Origin of the sequence: Nocardia carnea, assembly GCF_029868855.1 — a bacterium.
Classification (GTDB): domain Bacteria; phylum Actinomycetota; class Actinomycetes; order Mycobacteriales; family Mycobacteriaceae; genus Nocardia; species Nocardia carnea_A.
The window spans coordinates 1-26,648 of record NZ_JARWOV010000242.1; the positions used below are offsets into that span (position 1 = coordinate 1).

The following is a 26,648-nucleotide window of genomic DNA, read 5'->3' on the forward strand; positions in this document are numbered from 1 at the left end:
CCCCCCCCCCCCCCCCCCCCCCCCCCCCCCCCCCCCCCCCCCCCCCCCCCCCCCCCCCCCCCCCCCCCGCGGGGGCCCCCCCCCCCCCCCCCCCCCCCCCACTCGCTGCGAGACAGAAACCTAGTCCGGCCCGCCACCGCCACCGGCAGTGGGCGGCGGGATGCGGACGACGCGATCATCGTTCGGAGTGGGCTGACCACCTTCGGATTTGTTCGCGGTGGAGACCCAGATCGTGCCGTCCATGGCGGGTGACGCTCCGAGCAGGCGGCCGTACTTGTTGGCGATGAATACGCTCGGGGGTGCGGTAACCGCGTAGGTCGTGGGATCCGGGGTCGCCATGGCGAGGGCTTTCGCCTCGGTCAGGGCGATGGCGATTCCTTCGGGGGTGGCGGCGCAACCGGCGACTCCGGGACGGTCCGGCCAGGTCCACGCGGTAGTGGCGACACCGTCGGGGCCGATGCGTTGCAGGCGGTCCAGGGCGGGGGTGCGGTCGGTGATCCAGATCTGATCGCCGCCCAGACAGATATCCCCGGCCGAGCCGATCCCCGAGACCGCGACCTCGGTGGGTGCGTTCCCGTTCGAGGTGGGGTTCTGCACCCGCAGCAGTTTGCCCGCCGTACTGCCCGGGTCCGCCGCGGCCGCCGGATCACCGGCGTTACCGGTGAGCACCAGCATCTCATCCGGTGACGACCATTCGATGGCGCCGCGATTACCGGTGGCGCCCTTCGGGATTCCCGTCAACACCGGTTTCGGCGCACCACCGCCCTCGGCGATTCGGACCACCCGGTTGTCGCTCGGGGTGGTGACGTAGGCGTAGAGCAGGCCGTCCTCGTGGTAGGTGGGGGAGATGGCGATATCGCTCAGCCCACCGTCGCCCGCGGGATCGACATCGACTCGGGCGACCTCGACCGGCGGCTGCTCCGGTGTCACCTTCAGGATGCGCCCGGTGCGGCGTTCGGTCACCAGCGCGTAGCCACCCAACTCGACCAGCCCACCGGCGGTGTCCAGGCAGCTGACCACCACGGCCGGGTCGGGATCGATACACGGACCGCTCGGCCGGGTGGTCGAGGACTCGGGGCCGTTCTGCTTCGGAGGTTCGAGTTCCGCGGCGTCCAGGGTCGGTTCCTCGGTGAACGGACTGGACGCGGAATCGTCGAATCGCGCGCACCCGCTGAGCAACAACGCCCCGCAAACCAGCCCCACCGTCACGCGCCGCGCGCCAACCGACCTCATAACCCCCCAACGTAGTGGAAATCCCTCCGGTCGCGCCCTCACGCCCCCGCCCGGAGTGGACAGCCGCAGGTGCTCCGGGCGGCGTTCGGTCGCTACCGCCCGAATCGACCGCGCCGCCGTCGAGCCGCCGCGCTCCGTGACTGTCGGGCCGCCACACGGGTGCGGCTGTCGCCTTCGCTGCGATCGCCCTCGGCCGCAAGCTTCGATCGCCGAGACCGTGTGCCGCCGGCGGCAGCCCGGTGGTACCGCGACGATCTCCGCACCCTGCCTCGGAGGGCACACGGGCGGACACGGACCATGCGCGCCGTGGCGCGGACACGCCGCAGATTCAGAGGGACCGCGGCGCTGTATCGGCCTACTGTTGAAGGGTGAGTGCCAAGCCGAGGAACGGCTCCGCGCCGTCCGAATCCGCGCGGCCCGGTAACCCGTCCACCGCCGAACAGCGCGCGGTATCGACGACGGCGGGCGGGGTCGGCAGCCCATACGATTCCCCTACCGGCCAGTTCCCCAAGGTGGCCATGACCAAGGAGATACCGGCGATGGCTTCTGTTGCCCCCGGCGACAAACCGAGCGATACCCCCGGCCCGGGCGGGCCGGCCGGGACCGACGACGACAGGACCTACTCCTACGCGAGCATCCCCCCGGCGGGCACCCAGCCCAACGGCGGACTGCGGCGCCGGAACGGGGACGGTCGCCGCGGCACCCTCGATCTCGGCCTGTTCATCCTGCGTCTCGTGGTCGGCGGCACATTCCTGTACCACGGCCTGCAGAAACTGGCGGGCTGGTTCGACGGGCCCGGCTTGGACGGCACCAAGGAGTCGATGGAACAGGGCGGATGGGATCATCCGTCCATCGCCGCCGCACTGGTCACCGCGGGCGAGGTGGGCGGCGGGATCCTGCTGATCCTCGGCCTGGCCACACCGCTGGCCGCCGGTGCGGTGCTCGCGGTGATCCTGGACGCCTGGATGTTCAAACAGGGTATGCACCCGGACTTCCAGTACCACCAGGGGCCGGGCGCGGTCGAAATGGAGACGATCCTGGCCGGCGCCGCGATCGCCATTATCTTCACCGGTCCCGGCCGGTGGGCGCTGGACCGCGGTCGCAGCTGGGCTACCCGCCCCGGCGCCGGTTCCCTCGTGGTCCTGATTCTCGCGTTCGCCGCCGCGATCTTCACCTACTGGTACCTCCAGGACGGCAACCCGCTCACCGGAATCGGCCCGTTCGAGTAGACCGGCGTGACTCCGGCCCACGTGGTCGGCGCCCCGAGATCCCTGTTCCCGCCGTCGATACTCGCGGCTGCGCCGCCTCGCGACGAGGCCGCAAGGTCGGACGGGCGGAAACCCCGCAGTGCCTCGTCGGATTGCGGATTCCCCGCCGCGCTGGTCGCGTGGGTACGGCACCGGTCGATCACTTCGGACGCGGCATCGAGCTCGGTCCTGCCGGTCGAACGTGTGGGGCCCGGCTCTGTCAGGATTGCCGATCGGCACCGCCGACCGGAGTGCACAAGGCCGGGTGGCCGATCTCCGTAGGGGCGATGAACTCGGCAGCGTTGCCGGCCATGCGGTTCGGCAGGGGCTCCGGTTTTGCCGAGAGCCTCGCTGGATCGGCGCTGCCGGCCGGTCGGTTTCGGTCCACTTCGATGGTGTTCCGGCCGGATGACCACGGCGTCCCGCTCGCTTCGAGTGGGACGCCGTGGTTGTGGCAACGAACCGTGGTTCACGGCCGGGGAGTCGAGCCTCAGGGCACGTGCCGGACCGCGCCCTTGTCGGCGGAGGTCGCCAGGGCCGCGTAGGCGCGCAGCGCGGTGGTGACCGGCCGTTCCCGGTTCACCGGCTGCCACGGGCGTTCCCGGGCGTCCATCTTGGCGCGGCGCTCGGCCAGCACCGCGTCGTCGACCAGCACTTCGAGGGTGCGAGTGGCGACGTCGATTCGGATCCGGTCGCCGTTCTCCACCAGGCCGATGGCGCCACCGCTGGCGGCTTCGGGGGAGATGTGCCCGATCGAGAGACCCGAGGTGCCTCCGGAGAACCGGCCGTCGGTGATCAGCGCGCACACCTTGCCGAGACCCGCGCCCTTGAGGAAGGCGGTCGGGTGCAGCATCTCCTGCATACCGGGTCCACCGGCCGGTCCTTCGTAACGCACGACGACCACATCGCCGGGCTGGATCTTCTTACCGAGGATCGCCGAAACGGCCTCCTCCTGGGATTCGACCACCACGGCCGGACCCTCGAAGGTGAACAGTTCCTCGTCTATACCGGCGGTTTTGAGGACCGCGCCGTTCACGGCGATATTGCCGCGCAGCACCACCAGCCCGCCCTCGGCGGTGTAGGCGTGCTCGATATCGCGGATACAGCCACCGGCGGCGTCGGTGTCCAGCGAGGACCAACGGTTGTCGGTGGAGAACGGTTCGGTGGTGCGCACGCCGCCGGGCGCGGCATGGAACAGCTCCAGCGCATCCTCGGAGGCCTTACCCGAGCGGATATCCCAGGTGTCGAGCCATTCGTCGACGGTCGGGGTGTGCACGGTACTGACGTCGGTTTCCAGCAGACCGCCGCGGCGCAATTCGCCGAGGATCGCGGGGATACCACCGGCTCGGTGCACGTCTTCCATGTGGTAGTCGGAGTTCGGCGCCACCTTCGACAGTGTCGGCACCTGCCGGCTGATCTCCTCGATGGAGTGCAGATCGAAATCGATCTCGCCCTCCTGCGCGGCGGCCAGGATGTGCAGGACGGTGTTCGTGGAGCCGCCCATCGCCACATCCAGTCGCATCGCATTGCGGAAGGCCCGCTCGTTGGCGACATTGCGCGGCAGTACGGAGGCGTCGTCCTCGCGGTACCAGCGGTTCGCGATATCGATGACCACCCGGCCGGCCCGTTCGAACAGTGCCCGGCGGGCGGCATGGGTGGCCAGGGTCGAACCGTTTCCGGGCAGCGCGAGACCCAGCGCTTCGGTGAGGCAGTTCATCGAGTTGGCGGTGAACATGCCGGAGCAGGAACCGCAGGTGGGGCAGGCGCTGCGTTCGACCTCGGTGAGCCCCTCGTCGGACACCGCGCTGCTGGCGCTGGCCGAGATGGCGGTGACGAGATTCATCGGTGCCTGCGCGACCCCGTCCACGACCACGGCCTTACCGGCCTCCATCGGTCCGCCGGACACGAACACGGTGGGGATGTTCAACCGCATGGCTGCGTTGAGCATGCCGGGGGTGATCTTGTCGCAGTTGGAGATACACACCAGTGCGTCGGCGGTGTGCGCGTTCACCATGTATTCCACGGAGTCGGCGATGATTTCGCGGCTGGGCAGCGAATAGAGCATCCCGCCGTGACCCATCGCGATTCCGTCGTCCACGGCGATGGTGTGGAATTCGCGCGGTACCCCGCCCGCTTCCCGGATCGCGTCCGCCACGATCTCGCCGACATCCTTGAGATGCACGTGCCCGGGCACGAACTGGGTGTAGGAGTTGGCGATAGCGACGATCGGCTTTCCGAAATCGGAATCGGTCATACCGGTGGCGCGCCACAGGGAGCGGGCGCCGGCGGCATTACGGCCGACAGTGGTGGTGCGGGAACGAAGCGCTGGCATGGGTGTCCTCGGTCTGGTCGCGGGGCTGGACAATGCGACGACGCCGTATCGCCCGGCCGCGGATGACCGCTGCTGGAGGTGCGATCGGCGTTTTCTCAGGCTACTCCCGGCCGGAAGTCGACTCGGGGTCGGTATCGGCCGGGACCGCGCGCGACCCCGCGGCGAGTACCGATAGCCGGTGAATTCGATACCGGCGGCCGGGGACACCGGCGCCGTGCGGCTCCGCAGCGGAAGAGCGTTCCACCCCGCGGCCGGGAAGTCGCCGGTGCCGTGTGAGTCCGTAGTGGAGGGCGGTCCCGGCCCGCGGCCGGGAGTCGCTGGTGCCGTGCGGTTCGCAATGGGAGGCGGTTCCACCCCGCGGGCGGGAAGTTGCTGATGTCGTGCGGTTCGCGACGGAGGGCGGCTCCGGCCCGCGGCTCGGGAGTCGCTGGTGTCGTGCGAGCGCGTAGTGGAGAGAGGTTCTAGCCCGCGGCCGGGGAGTTCTTGCCGTTGTCCGCGGCGGGAGGGTGGTCGCCGGCGTCCGTGCTGCGCGTGTTGTCCCCGGTGTCGGCCTCGCCTGAATCGGTGTCGGCGTCGCCTGGTTCTTCCTCGGTGGGTTCCGCGCCGGAGTCGGTGGCCGTGTCGGGGTCGGGGAGTGCGAAGGGATCGGGGATCCGCCCGCCGGAGGCGTCCACCAGATCGCGCAGCCGGTCATAGCTCACGGCCGGAAGGGACACCTCGGTGTCGTCGTCGAGGTGTGCCCGCACGTATCCGCGCTTGGGGATGCTGAGGCCCTTCAGCTGCTCCCAGTCGATATGCCGGGACGAGAACATCGAACGCAGGTCCAGGCCCTTCGGCGAGACCGTGGTCTGGGTCCGCAGGATCCACACGATGGCCGCGATCGGAATCAGTGCCAGCCAGAACAGCGCGGCCGGCCAGCCGACGATCGGGAAGAACACGCACATCGCCAGGATGAAAACCCCGAGGAAGGACAGTCGTGTCATGCGGATCACACGCGTCGGCCCCGGCGGCGCCGTATCCCCACCCGTTACCTCCGCGGCCGCGGGGATATGGGACGATTCCGGTGGTGGCACGGACTGATGCGGTGATGACACACCACCATCCTCGCATCATGGTGGACGGGCGTGAGCACCCGCTACCTTCTCACATAATGAGAAGTAGGCGGTCAGCTGTTTGACTCTGCACCACACGCACACATACCGTCATGCGCGTGAATCGAATCGAGTTGCTCGTAATCGGCCGGCGCGTCCAGCGCTGAGCCAGACGATCCGCATACGTCAGCTCGCACTGCGACGCGCCACCCTCGAACAGCCACCGGCTGTCGGGGGATTTTTTATGTCGGGACAAGTGAACGACAAGCAGTAAGGAACCAAGACGGTGAGCGCACCAACTACCCGGCCCGGGCCCGCGGCCCGCAAGCCCGCGCCTTCGAACCCGCCGGCCTCGGCCGGTGCTCCGACCACCCCGGCGAACCGCCGCCAGGTCCCGCCCGAGCGGGTCACCGGCGCGCAGTCCGTCGTCCGCTCCCTCGAGGAGCTCGGCGTCGACACCGTATTCGGTATTCCCGGCGGCGCGGTGCTGCCCGTTTACGACCCCCTCTTCGATTCCACCAAGGTCCGCCATGTGCTCGTGCGGCACGAGCAGGGCGCCGGGCACGCGGCCACCGGGTACGCGCAGGCCACCGGCAAGGTGGGTGTGTGTATGGCCACGTCCGGCCCGGGCGCGACCAACCTGGTGACCCCCATCGCCGACGCCCAGATGGATTCCGTGCCGATGGTCGCGATCACCGGCCAGGTCGGGCGCAGCCTGATCGGCACCGACGCCTTCCAGGAAGCCGATATCTCCGGCATCACCATGCCGATCACCAAGCACAACTTCCTGATCAAGGAGGGTGTCGATATCCCGCGCATCCTCGCCGAGGCCTTCTATCTGGCCTCCAGCGGGCGTCCCGGAGTGGTGCTGGTGGATATCCCGAAGGATGTGCTGCAGGAGCAGACCACCTTCAGCTGGCCGCCGGAGATGCGGTTGCCCGGGTACCGTCCGGTCACCAAACCGCACGGTAAGCAGGTGCGCGAGGCCGCTCGGCTGATCGCCGAATCCACCGCACCGGTGCTCTATGTCGGTGGAGGTGTGATCAAGTCCGAATCATCGGCCGAACTGCTGGAGCTGGCCGAACTCACCGGCATCCCCGTGGTCACCACTCTGATGGCGCGCGGCGCGTTCCCCGACAGCCATAAGCTGAACCTCGGTATGCCGGGTATGCACGGCACCGTGGCCGCAGTGGCGGCGCTGCAGAAATCCGATCTGCTGATCACCCTCGGCGCCCGTTTCGACGACCGCGTCACAGGTCAGCTGGATTCCTTCGCGCCGGACGCGAAGGTCATCCACGCCGATATCGACCCCGCCGAAATCGGTAAGAACCGCCACGCCGATGTCCCGATCGTGGGCGACTGCCGTGAGGTGCTCACCGAACTGATCGAAACCCTGCGCGCCGATCCGGCCGGTATCGAGCTGGACCTGACCGCCTGGTGGACCTATCTCGACGGCGTTCGCGAGTCCTACCCGCTGGGCTGGACCGCCCCGTCGGACGGCGCGCTCTCGCCCGAGTACGTCATCGAAACCCTGGGCCGCCTCGCCGGTCCGGACGCCATCTACTGCGCGGGCGTCGGCCAGCACCAGATGTGGGCCGCCCAGTTCGTGAAGTACGAGAAGCCGCGCACCTGGCTGAACTCCGGCGGCGCCGGAACCATGGGTTACGCCGTGCCCGCGGCCATGGGCGCCAAGATGGGCATGCCCGACCGCGAAGTGTGGGCGGTCGACGGCGACGGCTGCTTCCAGATGACCAACCAGGAACTCGCCACCTGCGCGGTGGAGGGTGTGCCGATCAAGGTTGCGCTGATCAACAACGGCAACCTGGGCATGGTCCGGCAGTGGCAGACCCTCTTCTACGACAAGCGCTACTCCAACACCGACCTGAACACGCACGGCCTGCGCATCCCCGATTTCGTGAAGCTCGCCGAGGCGCTGGGTTGCCACGGTATCCGGGTGGAGAAGGAAGAGGATGTGGAGGCCGCGATCCGCGAGGCCCAGTCGATCAACGACCGCCCCGTGGTGATCGATTTCATCGTCGGCAAGGACGCCCAGGTGTGGCCGATGGTCGCCGCCGGCACCAGTAACGACGAGATCATGGCCGCTCGGGGGATCCGCCCGCTGTTCGACGAGGACGAGCAGGCCGCCGAACCGGCCGTCATCCACGAAGCCATGACCCGCGAGCAGCACGAGACCGAGGGGAACAGCCCGGCATGAGTACGACCCACACCCTCAGCGTCCTGGTCGAGGACAAGCCCGGCGTCCTGGCCCGCGTGGCAAGCCTGTTCTCCCGCCGCGGATTCAATATCGAATCCCTCGCGGTCGGCGCCACCGAGGTCAAGGACATCTCCCGGATGACCATCGTGGTCACCGTGGACGATCTGCCGCTGGAACAGGTCACCAAACAGCTCAACAAGCTGGTGAACGTCATCAAGATCGTGGAGCAGGATCCGGAGACCTCGGTGGCCCGCGAGCTGATCCTGGTGAAGGTTCGTGCCGACGCCAGCGTGCGCACCCAGGTCATCGAATCGGTGAACCTGTTCCGCGCCAAGGTGATCGATGTGTCGCCCGACGCGCTCACCGTCGAAGCGACCGGCACCCGTTCCAAGCTCGACGCCCTGCTGCGGATGCTCGAGCCGTACGGCATCCGCGAGATCGTGCAATCCGGGGTGGTGGCCGTGGGCCGCGGACCCAAATCCATCACCGCCACCCGCTGAACCACGGCCGGGCGCACCCCGCGCCTGACCGTTTTCCACGCCTCGTTTACCGTTTCCCGCGTTTCGCGGGTTCGAAATAGTCAGAAGGGATACCACCAAGTGGCAGTCGAGATGTTCTACGACGACGATGCCGATCTGTCGATCATCCAGGGCCGTAAGGTCGCGGTGATCGGGTACGGCAGCCAGGGGCACGCGCATTCGCTGAGCCTGCGCGATTCCGGCGTCGAGGTCCGTATCGGTCTGAAGGAGGGCTCGAAGTCGCGGGCCAAGGCCGAAGAGGCCGGGCTGACCGTCGGCACTCCGGCCGAGGTGTCGGAGTGGGCCGATGTGATCATGCTGCTGGCCCCCGACACCGCGCAGGCCGCGATCTTCACCAACGACATCGAACCGAACCTGAAGGACGGCGACGCGCTGTTCTTCGGTCACGGCCTCAACATCCACTTCGGGCTGATCAAGCCGGCCGCCGAGATCACCATCGGCATGGTGGCCCCCAAGGGTCCCGGTCACCTGGTGCGCCGTCAGTTCGTCGACGGCAAGGGCGTGCCCGCGCTGATCGCCATCGAGCAGGACCCCAAGGGTGAGGGCCAGGCCCTGGCGCTGTCGTATGCCAAGGGCATCGGCGGTACCCGCGCCGGGGTCATCAAGACCACGTTCAAGGAAGAGACCGAAACCGATCTCTTCGGTGAGCAGGCCGTGCTGTGTGGTGGCACCGAGGAACTGGTCAAGACCGGGTTCGAGGTCATGGTCGAGGCCGGTTACGCCCCGGAGATGGCCTACTTCGAGGTGCTGCACGAGCTGAAGCTGATCGTCGACCTGATGTATGAGGGCGGTATCGCCCGGATGAACTACTCGGTCTCCGATACCGCCGAATTCGGTGGCTACCTGTCGGGTCCGCGGGTGATCGACGCCGGCACCAAGAAGCGGATGCAGGACATCCTCAAAGACATCCAGGACGGTACTTTCGTCAAGCGCCTGGTCGCCAACGTCGAGGGCGGCAACACCGAACTCGAGGGCCTGCGCAAGGCCAATGCCGAGCACCCGATCGAGGTCACCGGTAAGAAGCTGCGCGATCTGATGAGCTGGGTCGACCGGCCGATCACCGAAACCGCCTGAGCGGTTCGCTGAGACAGCGCTGAAAGGGGGCCCTTCCGCGGTTGCGGGAGGGCCCCTTTCCCGTTCACTCGCACCGCTTTGCGTGCTCGATGCGGTTACTTCGCTCGCGAGCCGATTGCGGCCGAGCGTGTACAGAGTCTATGTCCAAAGGTGTGCGCAGGTAGCGGCCGGGCGTGCGCCCGCCCCGCGACCAAACGTGCACAGTTATTGCGACCATGTGTGCGTCAGCTTGCGACCAAGCGTGCACACCAGCGAAGATGGCAGGATGCCGAGCCCTGTTCCGTCCGGTCTCATCGCACGTAAAGCGCAGGTTATGGTCGAGGACGCGCTGGTGGATACTCGGGTTGTCGCGATCAACGGTGCCCGTCAGTCGGGAAAGAGCACACTAACTCGGTTGGTCGCCGAACAACACGAGTCGGCGCGAACTCTTACTCTCGACGACCCTGCGACTCTGCGGGCCGCGCATGACGACCCTGTCAGTTTCGTCGAACACGATGGTCTCCTGGTCATCGATGAGGTGCAGCGAGCCCCGGAACTATTTTTGCCGATCAAGCTCGAGGTAGATACCGATCCGACGCCGCGACGCTTCTTGCTCACCGGTTCGGCACAGGTTCTCGCTTTGAAATCACTTCCCGACGCGCTACCTGGACGGATGGAGACCATCGAGCTCTGGCCCTTTTCGCAGGGCGAGATCAATACCACACCCGACCGGTTCGTGGACGCCGCCTTCGCCCACGGTCCGAGGCTCGTCCATGATTCGACCCTGCGCCGTCGCCACTATCTGGAGCTGGCCGCCACCGGTGGCTACCCGGACGCGGTGCGCCGGACAGACCGCCGCAGGCCTGCCTTCTTCGAAAACTACCTCGATACCTTGATCAAACGCGATATTCAGGAGATCGGGGCAATCGAACGGCCCACCCAACTTCGAAAGCTACTGCAACTCTTGGCGGTTCGCAGTGCGAACCTGCTGGTCCCGGGAACAGTCGCCGGTGAGCTCGAGGTCCATCGGACGACCGTCGCCCGCTACCTCGCACTGTTGGAAACCGTATTCCTCATCAAATCCATCCCGGCGTGGTCGTCGGGTGCCACTTACCGTGCGATCGGAACACCCAAACTCGCCTTTGTCGATTCCGGGATCCTTTGCCATCTACTCGGGCAAGGACCCGCCAGGCTCGCCGAGCCCGGCGGCGCCGCCGGCTCTGTACTCGAGAATTTCGTCCTTATGGAATTGGCTCGCCAGCTCACCTGGAACGACGAACGGGTGACCCTCTGGCATTACCGGACCAAGGACAAGGTCGAGGTGGACGCTGTGCTGGAAGCCGCCGACGGCCGGATCATCGGAATAGAAGTCAAAGCCGCAGCCACCGTCCGGAGCCATGATTTCGCTGGCCTCCGACATCTGCGTGAGCGTCTCGGTGAGCGTTTCATCGCGGGATTCATCCTCTACTCCGGCCGGCATTCGCTGCCGTTCGGCGACCGGCTTCGGGCGCTACCCATCGACGCGCTCTGGCACACCGCGCCGTAGCCGGGTCTGCCGGGTTCAGGTCGTCGGGCTGAGAAGCTCGACCGCTGATTCCCGGTATGCTTTCCGCTTCTCCATTGCTGATGGCATGTGGGACAACTTATTCCAAGGATCTGGGCGGCGCAGGGAAACCGCGCCGCGGCTGCATTGGCAGGTAGTCGCCTAGGTGTACTGACCACGGACCTTGGTAGCGGCGTGTCGGGCTGACAAAGGTGAGGACCTCCGGGCGAAGTGCGAGGTGTCTAGGAATGTATTCGCCGACCAGAGGTCATCGTGGTCCACCGTAATGCGCCGTTGTCCGAGTTGGGCCGGTTGCGGCTTGCTGGTCGTTCGCACTGCCTGGGCACTCTCGTTCCGAGACGGAGCATCACGCCAAGACCCATGTGTACCCGGGCGAACTACAGTTGCGCGGAGGTGCCCGTGACCAACTGATTTCGGCGTCATGAATGCCAAGACTCCGACAATGGTCAGGACGGCAGCTCAGTCTTCGACACTCAGTGCCTGGCGGTAGGTCAGCCGTCCTTGTGTCTGCATCAATGAGCGGCGGTAGATCCGCTCGGCGACGACCACGATTCCGTAGGCGGTCGCCGCCATGACGGCCAGGGACACCAGCGGCTCCCACCACGCGGCCGTGCCTTCGGCGAGGCGGGCGGGCATGGTGACGATGGAGACGATCGGTACGTAGGACGCCACGGTCTGCGCTGTGCCGGATACGAAGATGCCGAGGAACAGCACGATCATGATCAGCATGCTCAGCGGGGTGGAGGTGGACTGCAGATCCTCGTTGCGGGTCGCCAGCGAGCCGGCGACGGCCCACAGGCTGGCCAGAGCGAGGAACCCGACGATGAAGAAGACGATGAACCATCCTGCCGCGCCCGCGATCTGGGTGACGCGCTCGGTACTTCCCATTATCGCCAACCCGGCCAGACCGGCGCCCGCGAACAGGACGAGCTGCCCGAAGGCCATCAGGGTGTTGCCGATGACCTTCCCGATCAGCAACTGCCGCAACGGGATCGCGCTGGCCAGGATCTCGACGATACGGTTCTGCTTCTCCTCGACCACGCTCTGCGCGATGGACATGCCGAACAGCAGTGAGGCGACATAGAACAGGAACGCGAACACGAACGTGATGATCTGCGCGAAAGCCGGGTCGACCGACGACTCGTCGAGCACGTCGTAGGTCACCTGGCCGCCGCGGCCGAGTTCCTCGAGTGAGGTGCCGGCGGCCTCGGCGTTGCGTTGCAGCGCGAGTTGCTGTGCGGCGGTGGTCACGTAGGTGTTGACGTCGTCGTTCACCGACTCCTTGCCGACGAGTCGCCACCCGTCGGGTCCGGCGACGAGGCCGGCGTCGACATCGCCGGCGCGGACCTGCTGCTCGACGGCGGCGAGGTCGGCGACGGTCTGCGTGGTGAAGGTGACGTTGCTGTCGGCCAGTTCGGCGAGACCGCCGGCCGTCTGCGCCACCTGGGTCGCGTCGGGCCCGGTGACCGCGATATCAACTGTTTCGGTGCGCCCGCTCAGGAATCCGCTGACGGCCAGCGATGCGACGATCGCCACGATGGTGATGACCGTCGAGATCAGGAAGTTGCGGTCGCGCAGTTTGACCATGACTTCCCGTTCGGTGACGATCCGCCACACTCCGTGCGGCGCGATATCCGCCGCTGCCTCTGGGTTCGGCCCGTTCATGCCGTCACCTCCCGGAAGATCTCCGCGACCGACGGCCGCACCTCGGCGAATTCCTGCACCGACCCGCGCGCCAGCGCCTCGGTGAGTACCTGGTCGGTGGTCGCGCCGGTCAGCTCGAGCAATACCCCCGATCCGTTGCGATCGACCACGCTGACCCCCGCGAACTCGTTCAACCAGCCGGTGTCCGCGCCGGCCCGCAGCCGATATCGCAGCGCACCGGCCTCGCGCAGTTCCGTCGCCGAGCCCTGCGCCACGACCCGCCCGTTCGCGAGAATCACCAGCCGATCACACAGCCGTTCCACCAGATCCAGCTGGTGCGAGGAGAACAGCACCGGTACACCCTGGCCGGCGTATTCGGCGAGCAGTTCCGCCATCGAGTCGACCGCGACCGGATCCAGCCCGGAGAACGGCTCGTCCAGTACCAATGCCGCCGGCTGTGTGACCACCGCCGCCGCGATCTGCACCCGCTGCTGGTTGCCGAGCGACAGCGATTCCAGCTTGTCCTTCCCCCGGTCCCCGAGCCCGAACCGCTCCAGCAGTTCCGTGGTCCGCCGTTTACCCTCGGCCGCCGAAAGTCCCCGCAGCCGGGCGAGATACACCAACTGATCCCGCACCGGCTGCTTCGGATACAATCCCCGTTCCTCCGGCATGTACCCGAAGGAACGCCGATCGGCGGCCGTGACCGGGCGCCCCTCCCAGCGCACCTCGCCGCCATGGATGGCCAGCACGCCCATGATCATCCGCATGGTGGTGGTCTTACCCGCGCCGTTGCCGCCGACGAATCCGGTGAGCGCGCCCGGCTCCACACCGAACGTCACGTCGTCGACGGCAGTCTTGTCGCCGAACCGGCGCACCAGATGCGAAACTTCGAGCATCGGACCTCCCCACTCGTGGATCGGCCCGACTCTACCTGTCCGCTGTCCCGATTCGCGGTGCCCGCCGCCGCGGTTACGTTCCCGGCAGCGGGCGATCGCTTACCCGGCCTGTTCGTGCACCGCTGCCGAGGGCGGTTCGGGTGCGCGCCGGATCACCAGAGCGCCGACGACGAGCCCGGCCCCTGCCAGCAGAGTGGCGACCAGGAAGGGATCGGCGGTGTGCAGCGCGGGCGCGAAGCCGAGTCCCACACAGACGGCGACGCCGGTGGCGCCACCGAGCTGATCGGCCGCCCGCTGTACGCCCGAGGCGGTTCCGGCATCGTCGTCGGTCACCTCGCTGACTGCGATGTATTGCAGGCCGACGAGTCCGAAGCCCATCCCGGCGGCGATGAGCAGCATCGCCGGAATCAGCCACGGCGCTGCGGCGTCCAGCGCAGCGGTGACCGCGATGACGGCCATCGCGCCGGCAGTGAAACCGAGACCCGCCAGCACACATACCCGCACTCCCCACCTGCCGAGCAGTTGAGGCACGAGCATGGAGAACGCGATCAGCGAGACCGCCAGTGGCAGCATCGTGACCCCGGCAGCCAACGGCCCGAAGCCCAGCTGGTCCTGCAGGTAGAACGTGAACAGCAGGAACGAGGTCGACAGTGCCCCGCTGAGCAGCATCGTGGTGACATTCGCGGTGACCCGGGCGCGATGGGCGAAGAACCCCAGCGGCAGTAGCGGGTTCGGGGAGCGGGCTTCCACGCGCACGAATCCGGCCCCGGCCAGTACCGCGCCCGTCAGCGCCGCCGCCGGAACCCAGGAGCACGTTCCGGGTTCACCGGCCCGGACCACGCCGAAGGTGAACAGCAGCGGGCATGCGATGAGCAGCAGTGCTCCCGGAATGTCGAGCGGTCCGGAGTCGCGGGCGTCGGGCCGGTCTCGTTCCACAAGGACGAGCGCCGCCACCACGACGACCAGGATGAACGGCACCGAGATCAGGAAGATCCACCGCCAGCCCAGGTGTGCGGTAATGATTCCGGACAGGACGAAGCCGAGCACCAGCCCGCAACTCGCCACCGCCGCCCATCCGCTCAAAGCCCGTGACCTGCTTCGCCCTTCGGGAAAGAGCAGAACAATGGTGGCCATCGCGGCCGGTAGAGCAATGGCCTCACCGGCACCCTGCAGGAGACGAGCCAGAACAAGCAGGGCGAACGACGGCGCCAGCCCCGCCAGCAGCGACGCGGCCCCGAACAAGGTGGTGCCCGCCAGCAGCATTCGGCGCCGCCCGAGCAGATCGCCCAACCGCCCACCGAGCATCAGCAGCCCGCCACCGGTGATGGTGTAGCCGATCACCACCCAGGTCAGAACGTGGTCGCCCACCCCGAAATCGGTGCCGATCGAGGGCAACGCGATATTGACCACGGTGACATCGACCGCGATGAAGAACTGCAGCATCGACATCGCACACAGCACCAGCCGTGAGCGCGTGGACGGGCCGTGCCCGCGTGCAGAAAGAATTCTCGAGAACATCACGTCTCCGTTGCTCAGAGAGGAATCCGAGCAGCAGGAAAGTGCCGCTCCGGACTGATCACGAAGCGACTGGACGTCCCAGAAGAGGAGGTCTGTGAATCGAACGTCCCGCCGCTAGCGGGACGTCCTGGTCACTGCCGCGCAGGCGGCGGAAGATGAAGCGCCGGACATAACGCGAACCCTACCAGCAGCGGGTTGCCGCCCCAGCTCTACCGGTGCCCACCGAGACGCTTCTCGTGCATGTGCCGCCACGATCGGGTCCGGTCGCCCGCCGGATGGTCGATGGGCAGTCCGCTTCGGTACCACGGATGCCGTCCTGGTCGGGAGGAACTCCGACACCGGCTGCGGTCGAACCCGATACGTGATCGACGACAACAGTCGCACTGTATGGCTCGTCTACGCCTGGCCTCGCAATCCCAAGGACACCGACTGCTGAAGCGTCGGTAACTGTTTGTGCCGGGGCGGGTTTCGGCAGATCAGTGCGCCGCGGCGCCGCCCAGGACGAGATCGACTGCTGTCGTGAGATCCGCTTCGCGCACGTCCTCGGCGCGCAGGAAAAGGCGGAACCAGATGGCGCCCGCGAGCATGTCCATGATCAACCGGGGGTCGGTGTCTTCGGGTAGTTCGCCGCGATCGATGGCCCGGCGGAAGATCGGGTGTTCGCGCTCGGCGCGGTCGGCGAAGAAGGCTCGGCCTATTGCCGCGAGTGCGGGGCGGTACGGCGCGGCGGCCAGGACGGCGGCGGCGATGGGAGCGGTTGCGGGGCCGGTGAGCAGTGTGTGGATGCTGCGGGTCGTTTCGACGAGGTCGCCGCGGAGGCTGCCGGTATCGGGCACGGTGAAGGCGAGTAGATCCGAGTCGGTGAGAGCGGCGGCGAGTACCTCGTCCTTGGATTTCCACCAGCGGTAGAGCGTGGTTTTGTTGACTTCTGCGCGCGCGGCGACCGCTTCCATGGTCAGACCCTCGTAGCCCTTGTCCGCGAGTAGTTCCAGGGTCGCAGCGAAGATCGCGCCGGCGCGCCGTGGCCGGGCGCCGCCATCGGACACAGCATCCATGCCCCAACGATACAACGCAACGTTGCGTTGTGGTGCGAAGTGGGCTAGTTTGCAACGCAACGTTGCGTAGCAAATGGAGGTTTCATGACTGTTCCCGTTGTTCTGGTGCACGGCATCCGGCTGAGCGGCCGATGCTGGATCGGTGTCGCCGACGAGATGAGGGCCGAACGTCCGGTGACCACTGTCGACCTCCCGGGACACGGCCCGCGCCGTGGCGAACCTTTCACAATGACCGCGGCTGTCGACACCGTGCGCACGGCCGTCGAACAGGCGGGCGGCCGCGCCTTGCTCGTCGGCCATTCGCTGGGCGGTTACGCCGCTATCGCGGCGGCTGCCGAACTCGGCGAACAAGTGGCGGGGTTGGTGGTCGCCGGTTCCACCTGTGTGCCCAGCAGAACCATGACGGTCCCGTTCCGCCTGGCCCACCGGCTCCTCTCGACCCGGCGCGACGGCGGCGAACGGCTCAGCAACCGGGTATTCGAGGCTGTACTCCCGGAGCGGGTCGCCACCGCGATAGCGGAGGGCGGGATAGCCACCGAGGTCGTTCCCGATATGGTCCGCGCCGTCGACGGTTTCGATCCGCTCGCCCGACTCGGCCGGTATCAGGGCCCGGTGTGGCTGATCAACGGCAGCCGCGACCATTTCCGTGCCCACGAGCACCGCTTCGCTGCTGCCACGAACCGGTCCCGGCTGCTCGTGGTGCCTCGAGCCGGCCATTACCTGCCACTCGCCGAACCGCGGCGGTTCGCCCGGCTGATCCGCGATATCGCCGACAGCTGCGATACCGAAACCGGACGCGACCGAGCACGATGAACCGCCTTTATGCGCGGCCGCGCCGGCGATAATCGCCCTTTCACCGGTGACAGCAGCCGAGCGCCGGATTCCGTCCAGCATCCACAGGCATGACGAATCGGGGCGCGCAGCAATCGATACCGGTGCCGGTGACGGTCGAGGTCACCGAGATCTCCGCTGTCGCTCGCCCGTCGTCTTGGCCTTCCTCGTGATGGTCATGGCCGTAGTACTGGCCTTTCTCCAGTGACCTGCGGGTCCATCATGTCGACGCGACGGTGGGGGAGGAGCGGGTTTTTCGGCCGAATCCCGAGTCTGTGCGCGTGGCGATCCGGGTTCAGTCGCCGACCGCCCCCAAGGCGTCCAGGTCCATGATGGCGTGGGCGGTGCGGTGCACGATCGCGCGGCAGATATCGGCCGGCTGGAATTCCGGCATCAGCGCGCCACGGCCGATGGTGATCATCCAGGCGAAATACGGGTAGAGCGCCTGCTGCCGGTAGGCCAGCCAGGCGGATTCGAAGGACAGCGCGGGTCCACCTGCCGCGTGCAGGCCGTCGATGTAGAGCGCGATGAGGTCGGGCTCCCAGGACCGCCGGTCTTCGACCTCCAGGCCGGAGGTGATCGTGTATGCCACATCGAATGCCCAGCTGCCCCGCATCACCAGCTGCCAGTCGGTGAAACCCATACTGCCGTCGGCGCATACGTACGCGTTGCCGATGTGCGGGTCACCGTGCAGCAAGGTCTGCGGGCTCTGTTCGGCGATCTGCAATGCCCGGCCGCAGGCCTCGTAGAGTTCGCCCTGGACGGGCGGCAAGGTTTCGGGCACGAGGTCGGGGGCGCGTTTCAGCCCGACCTCGGCGCGTTTGCGCATTCCGAGCAGCCGGTCGAAATTGCGGAAATGCGCTCCCGGCGTCTTCAGCCAGTCCCGGCTCCGCAGTTCCGGTGATTCCCAGTAGTGGCCGTGCCAGCGCGCCATATTCGCCAGCAGGTCTTCCATCTGTTCCCGGGTGACCGGTTCCAGCGGTGTGCAGAATCGTGCGCCCCGGGTGACGCTCACATCCTCGAGCAGTGTCAGTGACCGGCCGGTCCGCAGGTCGGCGGCCCCGAAATACCCGCGCGGCGCCTCGATATCGAGTTCCGGACGCAGCTGCTGGAAGAATCCGGGCTCGCCGGGAAGCGCGTGCGCAAGATACTGCGTCAGACGCTGGGTGAAGGTGAGGGTGGTTTTGGCGAAGAGATGTTCGGGCAACCCCGCCCGCCGTCCGGTTTCGTTGTAGCGGATCGTGGCCTTCCAGCGGCTGGTCGTACCGCCTTCGGCATCGACGATATCGAACGATTCCACCGCCGCACCGGGGTATCGGTCCGTGAGTACTCGGTCGAGCCATTCCGCGTCGACCTCGTTCTTCTTCATCGGGATCCCGCCGTCCCGGCGACGAAGCATCTTCTCCGCCAGTACATGGCCGCCGAGCTTCAGCACTCCCGACAGCACACTGTCTTCGGGAGTACCGGTCTTCGTCTCACCCATCCGATTGCCTTCCTCGGCTCGTTCCGCCGCGCAACTGCCCGGCGGATCGAAAGTATGGGCTCGCACGCCGGCTTCCGCAGGGTCCGCTCCAGGGGGCGGTGTTCGGTAGATGACCAAGATGACCTGCGGTTTCCTATGAGACCAGTGCCTGTAGCAGTGGGGAATCAGGCGCGATCGGAACCCTGTGCGGCGCGTTCTGTCCCTGGCCACCTACCCGGGCAGAGTTCCGGTCAGGCTCTTGCCGGAGTACTTCGCAGCTACAGCTGCCCGGCTAGCCGCTTTCCTCGCCCGCTAGCCGCTTTCCTCGCCCGTCCGGCGTTACTTCCTCCTGCGCGGCGCTACTGTCGCCTCGGCCGCGCTGCCTCGGTGTGGTCCGGCTACTTCCGTCCGGTCCAGCGCCGTCGCGCCCGCCGTAGCGCGCCGGCATCGGAGTACCCGACCCTCCGGGCGAGCGCAGCTTGCGTGGCATCCGGCCGTGACCGCGTACCCCGTTCGACCACCGCACTGCGCGCCCGGTCGAGTTCCTCTGTCCAGGTGGTCCCTTCGTCGGCGAGGCGCCGCTGCAGACTACGACTGCTCGTGGCCAGATACCGCGCGACCCGCTCGATCGTGACCCGCCCGTCCCCGAGCAGCACCATCAGCGCCTGCTGTACCTGACCGGCCCAGGTGAGTTCCAGCCGCGGCGCCGGCGGTAGCGCGGCCGCGCACCTTGCGAGGATCTGGGCGAGCGCGGGGTCGGCGGTCCGCAGCGGAAGTGTCAGATCCGCTGCCCGGAAGGTGATCTGGTCCGTCGGCGCCCCGAATTCGACCTGCCGTGTCCCGAACATCTCGACGAACGGCTGATGGCGTCGCGGCGCCGCCTGCCGGAACCGGATCCGCACCGGATGCACATCCCGCCCGGTGGCATTGCGTGCCCGGGTCACCACCGCCGCGAGCGCGAACTGGGTGGCGAGTTCCCGTCCCCGTCCGTGCCCGTTCAGCAGCCGCACATCCGCGTTCGCTTCTTCCTCCGAGTCGCCCGATACCGCGAATCCGATATTGGTGGTGATCATGTTCGCGTGCTGTTCCGACCGCGCCAGCCCGTCGGCGAGCGTCGGTGCCGTGCTGAACAGGTAGTCGTGTAAACCGAAGTTGCCCAGCGTGTTCGCTTTTCCGACCCGCAATGCCACCTGGGGGTCGTCCAGTTCGTGCTCCACCAGTTCCCACAGGTTCAGCTGGTAGTTGCTCGACACCATCGTGTCGCCGGTTGCCAGCACCCAGTCCGGTAGTTCCGCCGCTCGCGCGAGCTGCCGCCGGGCCGCCGCGTTCAGGCCGGCGCTGTCCAGGATGAAGTTCGAAAACGCAACATGCTCAACCGTATCCACCTGCGAAACACACCTAATCAGAACGAGTACCTCCCCGGCCCGCGCACGGACCGCTGCCTGCCGACGATATCCCGGCTCGTGCTCTCCGGCTGCGCGACGAATCCCGCCCGTCCCGCCGGATGAACAAGCCTGGCGCGTTCCGCCCCCACCCTGGCGCCCGCGGCACTGTCGGCCGCGCCGCGCCGGTGGCACCATCGGCTGTGCCGGTGCTTCCGGCGCGGAGTGTGGAGAACAAGCGGTGAGGACGAACGATTGACACAGCGCATTCCCGCGCCTCTCCCGGCTCCGGCGGAACTCCATCCTGCGTCGGCGGGTGGTTCGGAGGACCGAGTTGCCCTGCACGCACCCGAATTCGCTGCCGATCCGCACCGCGCCTACCGGGAGATGCGCCGCCACTGGGGTTCGCTGGTGCCCGTGGAACTCGCGCCCGGCGTCCCCGCGACCCTGGTCGTCGGGTACAGCACCGCGCTGCGCATCCTCAACGACCCGGACCGTTTCCCCGCCGACCCCCGCACCTGGCAGCGCAACGTGCCCGCCGACTGCCCCGTACTCCCGATCATGGAGTGGCGTCCCACCGCGAGCCGCAACACCGGCGCGGATTTCCATCGCTACCGGGAAGCCATCACCACCAGTATCGCCAATGTGGACCTGCGCACCCTGCACACCACGGTCGAACAGGTCGCCATCCCGCTGATCAACGATTTCTGTGAATCCGGTAGCGCCGACCTCATCACCCAGTACGTCTTCCCGCTCACCTTCGCCATCGTCAACACCCTGCTGGGCTGCCCCGCCGAGATCGGTCAGCGGGTGGCCGCCGGGATGGCCGCGCTCGTCGAAGGTGTCGAGGCCGAGAACGGCAACCAGATGATCAGCGCCGCGATGCTGGAACTCGTCGATCTCAAACGCACCGAACCCGGTAACGACATCACCTCCGAATTGCTGCGCCATCCCGCCGAACTGAACCAGGAGGAAATGGTTCACCAGGTCGCCGGTCACTACGGCGCCGGTATCGAGTTCCAGCAGAACCTGATCGCCAACACCCTGTTGTTCATCCTCACCGACGACCGTGTCGGCAGCGGCGTGCTCGGCGGCAGCCTGTCCACCCTCGATGCTCTCGACGAGGTCCTGTTCAACGACCCGCCCCTGGCGAATTTCCTCATCACCTACCCCCGCCACCCCGTCCTCGTCGACGACGCCTGGCTCCCCGCCGACGAACCGGTCCTGATCAGCATGGCCGCCTGCAACAACGACCCGGCCGTCCGCTCCGACGACCACGTCGGCAATCGCTCCCACCTCGCCTGGGGTATCGGCCGCCACGCCTGCCCCGCCCAGTCGCTGTCGTATCTGATCGCCCAGAACGCCATCGACCAGCTCCTCGATGCCCTCCCGGAAATGGAGCCCGCCCTGCCCGGCGGGCAACCCACCTGGCGACCGGGCCCCTTCCATCGCGCCCTGGCCGAGCTGCCCGTCCGCTTCACCCCCTCCGCCAGGTTGAATCTGTAGTTCACCAGCTGCCGCTCGCCGAACCGAGCGGGTCGGCCGGCTGTTCCGCGTTATCGCCGATCCGGCGGCTAGCTCCGGATCGTGCCGAACAGTGCGGCCGCGGCCTGCTCGGCGAGGTCGGCCGCATGGTCGGGGATCTGCTGCCCGGTGCTCAGATATCGCTTGACCATGGCGTAGGGCAGGTCGACCACCGCGAGCAGTACTCGGTCTGCCGCGTCGGGAGTGGAATCGCCGACGGTCGCGACGAGGGCGGCCAGCGCGTCGCGCAGTGCGGCGTCGGCCCGTGCGGTCTCCGCGCGGGCCTGCTCACTCCAGTTCTGTTCGTCGAGTTCCTTCGCTCCGGCGAGCAGTACGCCCGCTTCGCGAGGATTGTGCCGGGCCCAGTCGAGGCTGGTACGGGCACTGCGGCGGATCGCTTCTTGCGGTTCGCCGAGGGTTAGCACGGCGAGCAGCTCATTGTGGAATCGCTGTAGCGCGCGCAGCCACAGCGCGGCCAGTAACGCGGGCCGATCCGGGAAGCGGTGATAGACCGACCCGTTCGGTGCCCCGGCGATTCGGGCGACTCCCGACATGGTGACAGCGGCCGGCCCGCCGCGAGCGAGGAGTTCGGCGGCGGCGTCCAGGAGCCGATCGGCATCGTGCCTCGGTGACCTTCCCATGTATTGGAGGATATGCTCTAATTTCTTATTAGAGGAAAATCTCTAATATTGGCCCTGGGATCGACCGCCGGCACCGCACTACGTGGCCGACCTTCCTTGCGGGCCCGCAGCAGAGCGTCGGCGCATGCCGCGCCGACCCGACACAAGGAGCCGGATCATGGCCGTTGTCAACAGTCACCTACGTCACCTGCCCGCACCCGCGAGTGAGGTCGGCGCGCTGATGGACACCCTCGCCGGTGCGGACGACGCGCTCTGGCCCGCACATCGCTGGCCGGCCATGCGTTTCGACCGACCGCTCGGCGTAGGCGCCGTGGGCGGGCACGGTCCGATCCGGTACACGGTGGAGCACTATGTGCCCGGTCGCTGGGTCCGCTTCCGCTTCACCGGCCCCCCCGGCTTCGACGGTTTCCACGAATTCACCGTCCACCCCACTGCCGGCGGCGCCGATCTGGTTCACCTGCTCGCCATGAACGTTCGCGGCCGGGCCCGGCTCACCTGGCCGCTGGCCTTCCGGTGGATGCACGACGCATGCCTGGAGGGTTGCCTCGACCGCGCGGAACACGCCCTTACCGGCTCCGTCGCCGTCCCTGCCCGGTGGGCCGGCCGTGTCCGCGTGCTGCGCGCGATCGCGGAACGCGTTCTCGGCCGGCGGCACACCCGCGATGGACACGAATCGGTTTCGGCCGCACCCCCGGCACCTGCACGTATGTCATCCTTGGGAGTCGACATGCACTGAGCAACACCTGACAGGCAAACCGGCCGCAGCGTTCGCCAGGAGGCGTGATGACTACAGGTGGTTTCGACCCGATGTACGGCCAGGCCGACCCCCGGTACGGCCAGGCGACGGGAATCAAACCGGGCGGACTCGGTAAACGTGCGGGCGCCCGATTCATCGATTGGATCATCGCCGGCATCATCGGCGCAGTCTTCTTCTGGCTGCTGGGCGTGGTCGCGGACCTGCCCGACTGGGTGTCCGTCCTCCCGGGCGCGGCCTTCGGCTGGCTCTACTTCATCGCCTTCGAAGTCTCCTCGGGCTCGACGCCCGGGAAGAAGCTGCTCGGGTTGCACGTCAACGGGTCGGACGGTGCTCCCAAACCCAGCCTCAAGGACTCGGCGGTCCGCAACCTCTACATGCTGCTGAACCTGATCCCGTGGATCGGCGGCCTGCTCTGGTTCGTTGCCGCGCTCGCCATCGCCTTCACGATCAGCTCCAGCCCGACGAAACAGGGCTGGCACGATCGCGTAGCCGGCGGCACCCAGGTCATCGACGAATAATTCCGGCTGGGTCCTTCGCGTAACCGGCGGCTCGGCGTCTGGTCGACTGAAACCACACCGGCCGAATGGATCCGGTATTGCGGCAGCTCAGCGGTCATTATCGGCCCAGTACCGGAGCAGCTCCGGTCCGAGCTGTTCGGCGGCCTGCATGGGCAGGGAATGCGTTGTCTCGGGCCAGACGGTGACCGGGCTCTTACCCAGAGCCCGGGCGCGGTCGGCCGCCGCCCGACCGCCGGCCAAGGATTTATCCGCGGCGATGTCGATCCGGACGGGCATCGCCATCGACCTCCACTCCGCGTCGGTGAAGGTCCGCGGCACCAGGGTGGACGCCTTGTAGTGTCTGGCCCCCTCGTCGACCATCACCGAGAGAGGGGTCCGCTCACGCACTTCTTCGATCGAGACTCCGCCGATCTGTGCCAGCGCGTAGTCCTTCCACGGCTGCGGCACCGGCAGTGCCAGCAGGGCCGACCACAGGTACATCGACACCGGGAGTCCCGAAAGCACCACCACCGGTTCGAGCAGCGTCGAGGATGCGACCCGCTCGGGGTGGGCGAGCGCATGGGCGGCGGCGGTGGCACCGCCGAAAGAGTGCCCCACGATGTGGGCGCGCGTGAGTCCGAGGCCCGCGAGTGCCTGCTCTACCCAGACTGCCCGATCGTCGAACGAGGTGAACGGCACCGATTGCGTCGACAGTCCGGAATCACCCACCGCGTCCATCGCATAGAGGGTGCGTTCGCCGATCCAGTGGGGCAGGTTCTCGGCCCACATCGGTACGCCCGAACGGATCCCGGGCAGGAAGACGACCGGTGAGGCATCCTCGCGTCCTTCGGCGGTCCACTCGTATACCCGGACGGTGCCGTAATCCGTGGCGATATCGTGGGTACTCGTCGGCGCGGGCAGCGTCGCCATCGCCGCGTCGTACGCGGCGCGATAGGACTCGAACCCTTCCCGGCTGCGCCAGTGCCCCACTGTCGGTTCCGGCGCAACAACCGAGGCGACTTCATCGGCGACCAACCATGCGACCGCCGCCGCGGCCAGGACTTTGAGGACGTTTCGGTTCGGCTTCGCACCCATATCCGCTCCAGGGAAATACAGTCGTATTGATCGATTGCCCCCAGCGTACTCCTGGATCAATACGGTCGTATTTTCCGCCGCTAGTATGGCGGGATGAGCAGCACGAACCCCGACGACCGCCGTACCGTGATCATCCAGGCGGTATGGCAGGTGATCGCGGAGCACGGCATGGGCGCGGTATCCATGCGCAACGTGGCCGCGGCCGCCGGAGTGTCGGTGGGTCGAATCCAATACTGGTTCACGAGCAAGGACGAACTCCTTCGCGCCGGCCTCGAAACCATGGTGTCGGGCGCCGTACAACTCCACGACACCGCCACCGAGCACGCCGACGACCGCGAAACACTGTGGCAGCTGATCGGGCAAGCCATTCCCCGCGCGGAGTCGTCCAGCGTCGGAGTCTCGGTGTTCCACCAATACATCGCCGCCGCCATCAATCACCCGGCCCTGGCCCGCATACTCGCCGAGGCGAAGGACGGTGCCGAACGCGAGGCCGCCCGATTACTCACCGGAATCGCACCCGATCTCGCGGACCCCCACCTCGCGGCAAGGTCCCTGATGGCCACCGCGGACGGCCTCACCATGCGAGTCCTCATCGGCAGTCTGTCGGCAACGGAAGCCGAACGCGCACTGAGGGACACGATGGAACGGTTCACAGGCTGACACCGCTACGGAAATCAGGCGACTACTGGTCGGCCGGCTCGCACATCTGCGGGCTCTGCCGGACCGGTGGAGGGTTCCATCGCGGGTTTCGCGGCCCGTAGAGGCGCAGTATGAGCCGGAAATGGCCTGGTGGGCATGGTAGCCAGTTGGCGCCCGGCCCAGTGGGCCGCTGCGTTTGCAGGTGGATGGTGAGGGAGCCATCGGCGCCGGCGTGGAGTCCGGGTGTGCGATCGGTGATCGCGTAGCGGTCGATCGCGTTGTCGTAGAGCAGGCCTTTCGCGTGGTATACGGTCAGCGACCAGAACTGGTCGACCGGCGGACGGTTCCCGTGCTCGAATCGGACGGTGTAGCAGCGGGTTCCGGTCAGTGGCTCGCCGTTGTCGTCGCGTTCGCATACCGGGTAGAGCGCTTCTTCGGCGGGATTGATGTAGATCTGCGAATAGGCCACCGCGGCGCGCAGCAGGTGGTCGCCACCGAAGTCGGTGCCGCGATCGTTGATCGACCACCCGTTCACTGTGCGGCCGAGTGCGGCGACGTGTTGTTCGATCGCCCGGAGCCCTTCCGTGAGACCCAGATCGGCCGAACGCCGTAGCGTCGGATCGTCCAGGGCGATACGCACGGCGCCGAATGCGTCGGTGACCCATTCGGGCACTTCGGCCGGCTCCGTATCGGTGAGTACCGCGCTCAACGAGTCCAGAAAGGCGGCGGTGTCCTGGGTTTCGGCCTGCCGTTCTCGCTCGACGAGGGTGCGTGGTGGTGCGGTTGCCGGCGTGCCCGGTCCGGCGAGTTCGATGCGATCCTGCAATTCCTGGACTGTTCGGAGGTCGTCACCGCGGCTGGGGTCGACGAGTATCCGGATCGCCACCATGACGAATCGTGACCGGCACGCGATCGTAGTCGCGCAATCCGCCTCGGCCACCGGCGAACTCCTGTGGTGAACGATGATCTCCGGCATCTGCGGGCCGTGCGTGCGTTGCCCGAGAACCGCCGCGGTGGAGGAATCGGCCTCACCGATCTGGATGCTGTAGTACCGGTCCCCGAAATCGGGGAACCGGAGCCGGAAGACGCCGCAGGTGAGGTCCAGGAATGCCAGCGAGTAAAGCGTGTCCACATTAGGGGCGACACCGCTCGTGAGTGTCGGATCGGACAGCCTCCGCTGATGGCCGAGGCGGTTCACCGCCGCGCCCGCCGAGGTTTCCGGCCGCGGGGCGTCCGGGGTGAGCGGCAGCGTGAAGCGGAATCGCAGGCGCTGGGCGAAGACGTAGGGGAAGCCCCAGATGTGCAGATCCGCGGCTCGGCGCGTGATGTCGTCCGGATCGACGTGCTGTTTCCGGCTGGTCATAGGCCACCAATCCTAGTGAACTGACTTCAATTAGACTATTTCGTGAGCAGTGGGCCGAACCTTCGGTCGT

Annotated in this window: 22 protein-coding genes; 10 read left to right on the top strand and 12 right to left on the bottom strand. The window is 67.2% G+C overall.

Annotated features, from left to right (window positions below; all coding sequences use genetic code 11):
• Positions 1-120: 120 nt before the first annotated feature.
• Positions 121-1,233: a PQQ-dependent sugar dehydrogenase gene (locus QH195_RS23920; RefSeq protein ID WP_280437086.1), complete on the bottom strand. Its 1,113-nt coding sequence runs from the start codon at positions 1,231-1,233 to the stop codon at positions 121-123.
• Positions 1,234-1,601: 368 nt separating this feature from the next.
• On the opposite strand from QH195_RS23920, the gene QH195_RS23925 reads away from it, so the two are divergent.
• Positions 1,602-2,462, top strand: coding sequence for a DoxX family protein (locus QH195_RS23925; protein WP_280437087.1), 861 nt, complete (start codon positions 1,602-1,604; stop codon positions 2,460-2,462).
• A 508-nt stretch (positions 2,463-2,970) separates the two neighbouring features.
• Here QH195_RS23925 and ilvD read toward each other — a convergent pair.
• Positions 2,971-4,812 (bottom strand): dihydroxy-acid dehydratase, encoded by a 1,842-nt coding sequence (gene ilvD / locus QH195_RS23930; protein WP_280437088.1) that lies wholly within the window; start codon positions 4,810-4,812, stop codon positions 2,971-2,973.
• Between the two features lie 461 nt (positions 4,813-5,273).
• Entirely contained in the window at positions 5,274-5,795 is a 522-nt protein-coding gene (locus QH195_RS23935; RefSeq protein ID WP_280437089.1) for a PH domain-containing protein, read from the bottom strand.
• Positions 5,796-6,189: 394 nt separating this feature from the next.
• Between QH195_RS23935 and QH195_RS23940 the strand changes: the two genes are divergently transcribed.
• The 4 genes from QH195_RS23940 (at position 6,190) to QH195_RS23955 (ending at position 11,256) form a co-directional block, all read left to right on the top strand.
• The gene (locus QH195_RS23940; RefSeq protein WP_280424889.1) at positions 6,190-8,118 is read left to right on the top strand and encodes an acetolactate synthase large subunit; all 1,929 of its coding nucleotides are present in this window, start codon (positions 6,190-6,192) and stop codon (positions 8,116-8,118) included.
• Positions 8,115-8,618, top strand: coding sequence for an acetolactate synthase small subunit (gene ilvN, locus QH195_RS23945; protein ID WP_033241275.1), 504 nt, complete (start codon positions 8,115-8,117; stop codon positions 8,616-8,618). Before QH195_RS23940 ends, ilvN begins: the two co-directional genes overlap by 4 nt.
• Positions 8,619-8,642: 24 nt before the next feature.
• Positions 8,643-9,731, top strand: a complete 1,089-nt coding sequence (gene ilvC / locus QH195_RS23950) for a ketol-acid reductoisomerase (RefSeq protein WP_348536833.1) — start codon at positions 8,643-8,645, stop codon at positions 9,729-9,731.
• A 265-nt stretch (positions 9,732-9,996) separates the two neighbouring features.
• Entirely contained in the window at positions 9,997-11,256 is a 1,260-nt protein-coding gene (locus tag QH195_RS23955; RefSeq protein ID WP_280437090.1) for an ATP-binding protein, read from the top strand.
• Between the two features lie 477 nt (positions 11,257-11,733).
• Here QH195_RS23955 and QH195_RS23960 read toward each other — a convergent pair whose 3' ends face one another.
• The 4 genes from QH195_RS23960 to QH195_RS23975 form a co-directional block, all read right to left on the bottom strand.
• On the bottom strand, positions 11,734-12,939 hold the full coding sequence (locus tag QH195_RS23960) for an ABC transporter permease (protein ID WP_280437091.1): 1,206 nt from the start codon (positions 12,937-12,939) through the stop codon (positions 11,734-11,736).
• Positions 12,936-13,814: an ABC transporter ATP-binding protein gene (locus QH195_RS23965; protein WP_280437092.1), complete on the bottom strand. Its 879-nt coding sequence runs from the start codon at positions 13,812-13,814 to the stop codon at positions 12,936-12,938. Before QH195_RS23965 ends, QH195_RS23960 begins: the two co-directional genes overlap by 4 nt.
• A gap of 99 nt (positions 13,815-13,913) precedes the next feature.
• Positions 13,914-15,332 carry an MFS transporter gene (locus tag QH195_RS23970; RefSeq protein ID WP_280437093.1) on the bottom strand — a complete coding sequence of 473 codons (1,419 nt, stop codon included), beginning with the start codon at positions 15,330-15,332 and terminating at the stop codon, positions 13,914-13,916.
• Between the two features lie 476 nt (positions 15,333-15,808).
• Positions 15,809-16,387: a TetR/AcrR family transcriptional regulator gene (locus QH195_RS23975; RefSeq protein WP_280424883.1), complete on the bottom strand. Its 579-nt coding sequence runs from the start codon at positions 16,385-16,387 to the stop codon at positions 15,809-15,811.
• 84 nt (positions 16,388-16,471) lie between these two features.
• On the opposite strand from QH195_RS23975, the gene QH195_RS23980 reads away from it, so the two are divergent.
• Positions 16,472-17,200: an alpha/beta fold hydrolase gene (locus QH195_RS23980; RefSeq protein ID WP_280437094.1), complete on the top strand. Its 729-nt coding sequence runs from the start codon at positions 16,472-16,474 to the stop codon at positions 17,198-17,200.
• Positions 17,201-17,513: 313 nt separating this feature from the next.
• Here QH195_RS23980 and QH195_RS23985 read toward each other — a convergent pair whose 3' ends face one another.
• Both QH195_RS23985 and QH195_RS23990 read right to left on the bottom strand, forming a co-directional pair.
• Positions 17,514-18,701, bottom strand: a complete 1,188-nt coding sequence (locus QH195_RS23985; RefSeq protein ID WP_280437095.1) for a phosphotransferase — start codon at positions 18,699-18,701, stop codon at positions 17,514-17,516.
• A gap of 377 nt (positions 18,702-19,078) precedes the next feature.
• Positions 19,079-20,065 (bottom strand): AraC family transcriptional regulator ligand-binding domain-containing protein, encoded by a 987-nt coding sequence (locus tag QH195_RS23990; RefSeq protein WP_280424880.1) that lies wholly within the window; start codon positions 20,063-20,065, stop codon positions 19,079-19,081.
• A 252-nt stretch (positions 20,066-20,317) separates the two neighbouring features.
• Between QH195_RS23990 and QH195_RS23995 the strand changes: the two genes are divergently transcribed.
• Positions 20,318-21,568 (top strand): cytochrome P450, encoded by a 1,251-nt coding sequence (locus QH195_RS23995; protein WP_432278371.1) that lies wholly within the window; start codon positions 20,318-20,320, stop codon positions 21,566-21,568.
• A gap of 68 nt (positions 21,569-21,636) precedes the next feature.
• On the opposite strand, the gene QH195_RS24000 is transcribed toward QH195_RS23995, so the two are convergent.
• Positions 21,637-22,227 (bottom strand): TetR/AcrR family transcriptional regulator, encoded by a 591-nt coding sequence (locus tag QH195_RS24000; protein WP_280437096.1) that lies wholly within the window; start codon positions 22,225-22,227, stop codon positions 21,637-21,639.
• Positions 22,228-22,384: 157 nt separating this feature from the next.
• Here QH195_RS24000 and QH195_RS24005 point away from each other — a divergent pair, with 157 nt between their 5' ends.
• Together QH195_RS24005 and QH195_RS24010 are read left to right on the top strand one after the other, a co-directional pair.
• Positions 22,385-22,963, top strand: a complete 579-nt coding sequence (locus QH195_RS24005; RefSeq protein WP_280437097.1) for an SRPBCC family protein — start codon at positions 22,385-22,387, stop codon at positions 22,961-22,963.
• Between the two features lie 47 nt (positions 22,964-23,010).
• Positions 23,011-23,502, top strand: coding sequence for an RDD family protein (locus QH195_RS24010; RefSeq protein ID WP_280424877.1), 492 nt, complete (start codon positions 23,011-23,013; stop codon positions 23,500-23,502).
• 87 nt (positions 23,503-23,589) lie between these two features.
• On the opposite strand, the gene QH195_RS24015 is transcribed toward QH195_RS24010, so the two are convergent.
• A complete protein-coding gene (locus tag QH195_RS24015; RefSeq protein WP_280437098.1) occupies positions 23,590-24,576 on the bottom strand; it encodes an alpha/beta hydrolase in 987 nt (328 codons plus the stop codon).
• A gap of 93 nt (positions 24,577-24,669) precedes the next feature.
• Here QH195_RS24015 and QH195_RS24020 point away from each other — a divergent pair, with 93 nt between their 5' ends.
• Entirely contained in the window at positions 24,670-25,236 is a 567-nt protein-coding gene (locus QH195_RS24020) for a TetR/AcrR family transcriptional regulator (protein ID WP_280437099.1), read from the top strand.
• Between the two features lie 22 nt (positions 25,237-25,258).
• On the opposite strand, the gene QH195_RS24025 is transcribed toward QH195_RS24020, so the two are convergent.
• Entirely contained in the window at positions 25,259-26,578 is a 1,320-nt protein-coding gene (locus tag QH195_RS24025; protein WP_280437100.1) for a DUF1214 domain-containing protein, read from the bottom strand.
• Between the last annotated feature and the right edge of the window lie 70 nt (positions 26,579-26,648).

Bases quoted from the DNA above. Each gene is read 5' to 3' on its own strand.
- QH195_RS23935 (WP_280437089.1), bottom strand. From the start codon at position 5,795: ATGACACGACTGTCCTTCCTCGGGGTTTTCATCCTGGCGATGTGCGTG.
- QH195_RS23970 (WP_280437093.1), bottom strand. From the start codon at position 15,332: ATGTTCTCGAGAATTCTTTCTGCACGCGGGCACGGCCCGTCCACGCGC.
- QH195_RS24015 (WP_280437098.1), bottom strand. From the start codon at position 24,576: ATGGGTGCGAAGCCGAACCGAAACGTCCTCAAAGTCCTGGCCGCGGCG.
- QH195_RS24020 (WP_280437099.1), top strand. From the start codon at position 24,670: ATGAGCAGCACGAACCCCGACGACCGCCGTACCGTGATCATCCAGGCG.
- QH195_RS23975 (WP_280424883.1), bottom strand. From the start codon at position 16,387: ATGGATGCTGTGTCCGATGGCGGCGCCCGGCCACGGCGCGCCGGCGCG.
- QH195_RS23965 (WP_280437092.1), bottom strand. From the start codon at position 13,814: ATGCTCGAAGTTTCGCATCTGGTGCGCCGGTTCGGCGACAAGACTGCC.
- QH195_RS24005 (WP_280437097.1), top strand. From the start codon at position 22,385: ATGGCCGTTGTCAACAGTCACCTACGTCACCTGCCCGCACCCGCGAGT.
- QH195_RS23980 (WP_280437094.1), top strand. From the start codon at position 16,472: ATGACTGTTCCCGTTGTTCTGGTGCACGGCATCCGGCTGAGCGGCCGA.
- QH195_RS23920 (WP_280437086.1), bottom strand. From the start codon at position 1,233: ATGAGGTCGGTTGGCGCGCGGCGCGTGACGGTGGGGCTGGTTTGCGGG.
- QH195_RS24025 (WP_280437100.1), bottom strand. From the start codon at position 26,578: ATGACCAGCCGGAAACAGCACGTCGATCCGGACGACATCACGCGCCGA.
- QH195_RS23960 (WP_280437091.1), bottom strand. From the start codon at position 12,939: ATGAACGGGCCGAACCCAGAGGCAGCGGCGGATATCGCGCCGCACGGA.
- QH195_RS23955 (WP_280437090.1), top strand. From the start codon at position 9,997: ATGCCGAGCCCTGTTCCGTCCGGTCTCATCGCACGTAAAGCGCAGGTT.
- ilvN (WP_033241275.1), top strand. From the start codon at position 8,115: ATGAGTACGACCCACACCCTCAGCGTCCTGGTCGAGGACAAGCCCGGC.
- ilvD (WP_280437088.1), bottom strand. From the start codon at position 4,812: ATGCCAGCGCTTCGTTCCCGCACCACCACTGTCGGCCGTAATGCCGCC.
- QH195_RS23985 (WP_280437095.1), bottom strand. From the start codon at position 18,701: ATGGGTGAGACGAAGACCGGTACTCCCGAAGACAGTGTGCTGTCGGGA.
- QH195_RS24000 (WP_280437096.1), bottom strand. From the start codon at position 22,227: ATGGGAAGGTCACCGAGGCACGATGCCGATCGGCTCCTGGACGCCGCC.
- QH195_RS24010 (WP_280424877.1), top strand. From the start codon at position 23,011: ATGACTACAGGTGGTTTCGACCCGATGTACGGCCAGGCCGACCCCCGG.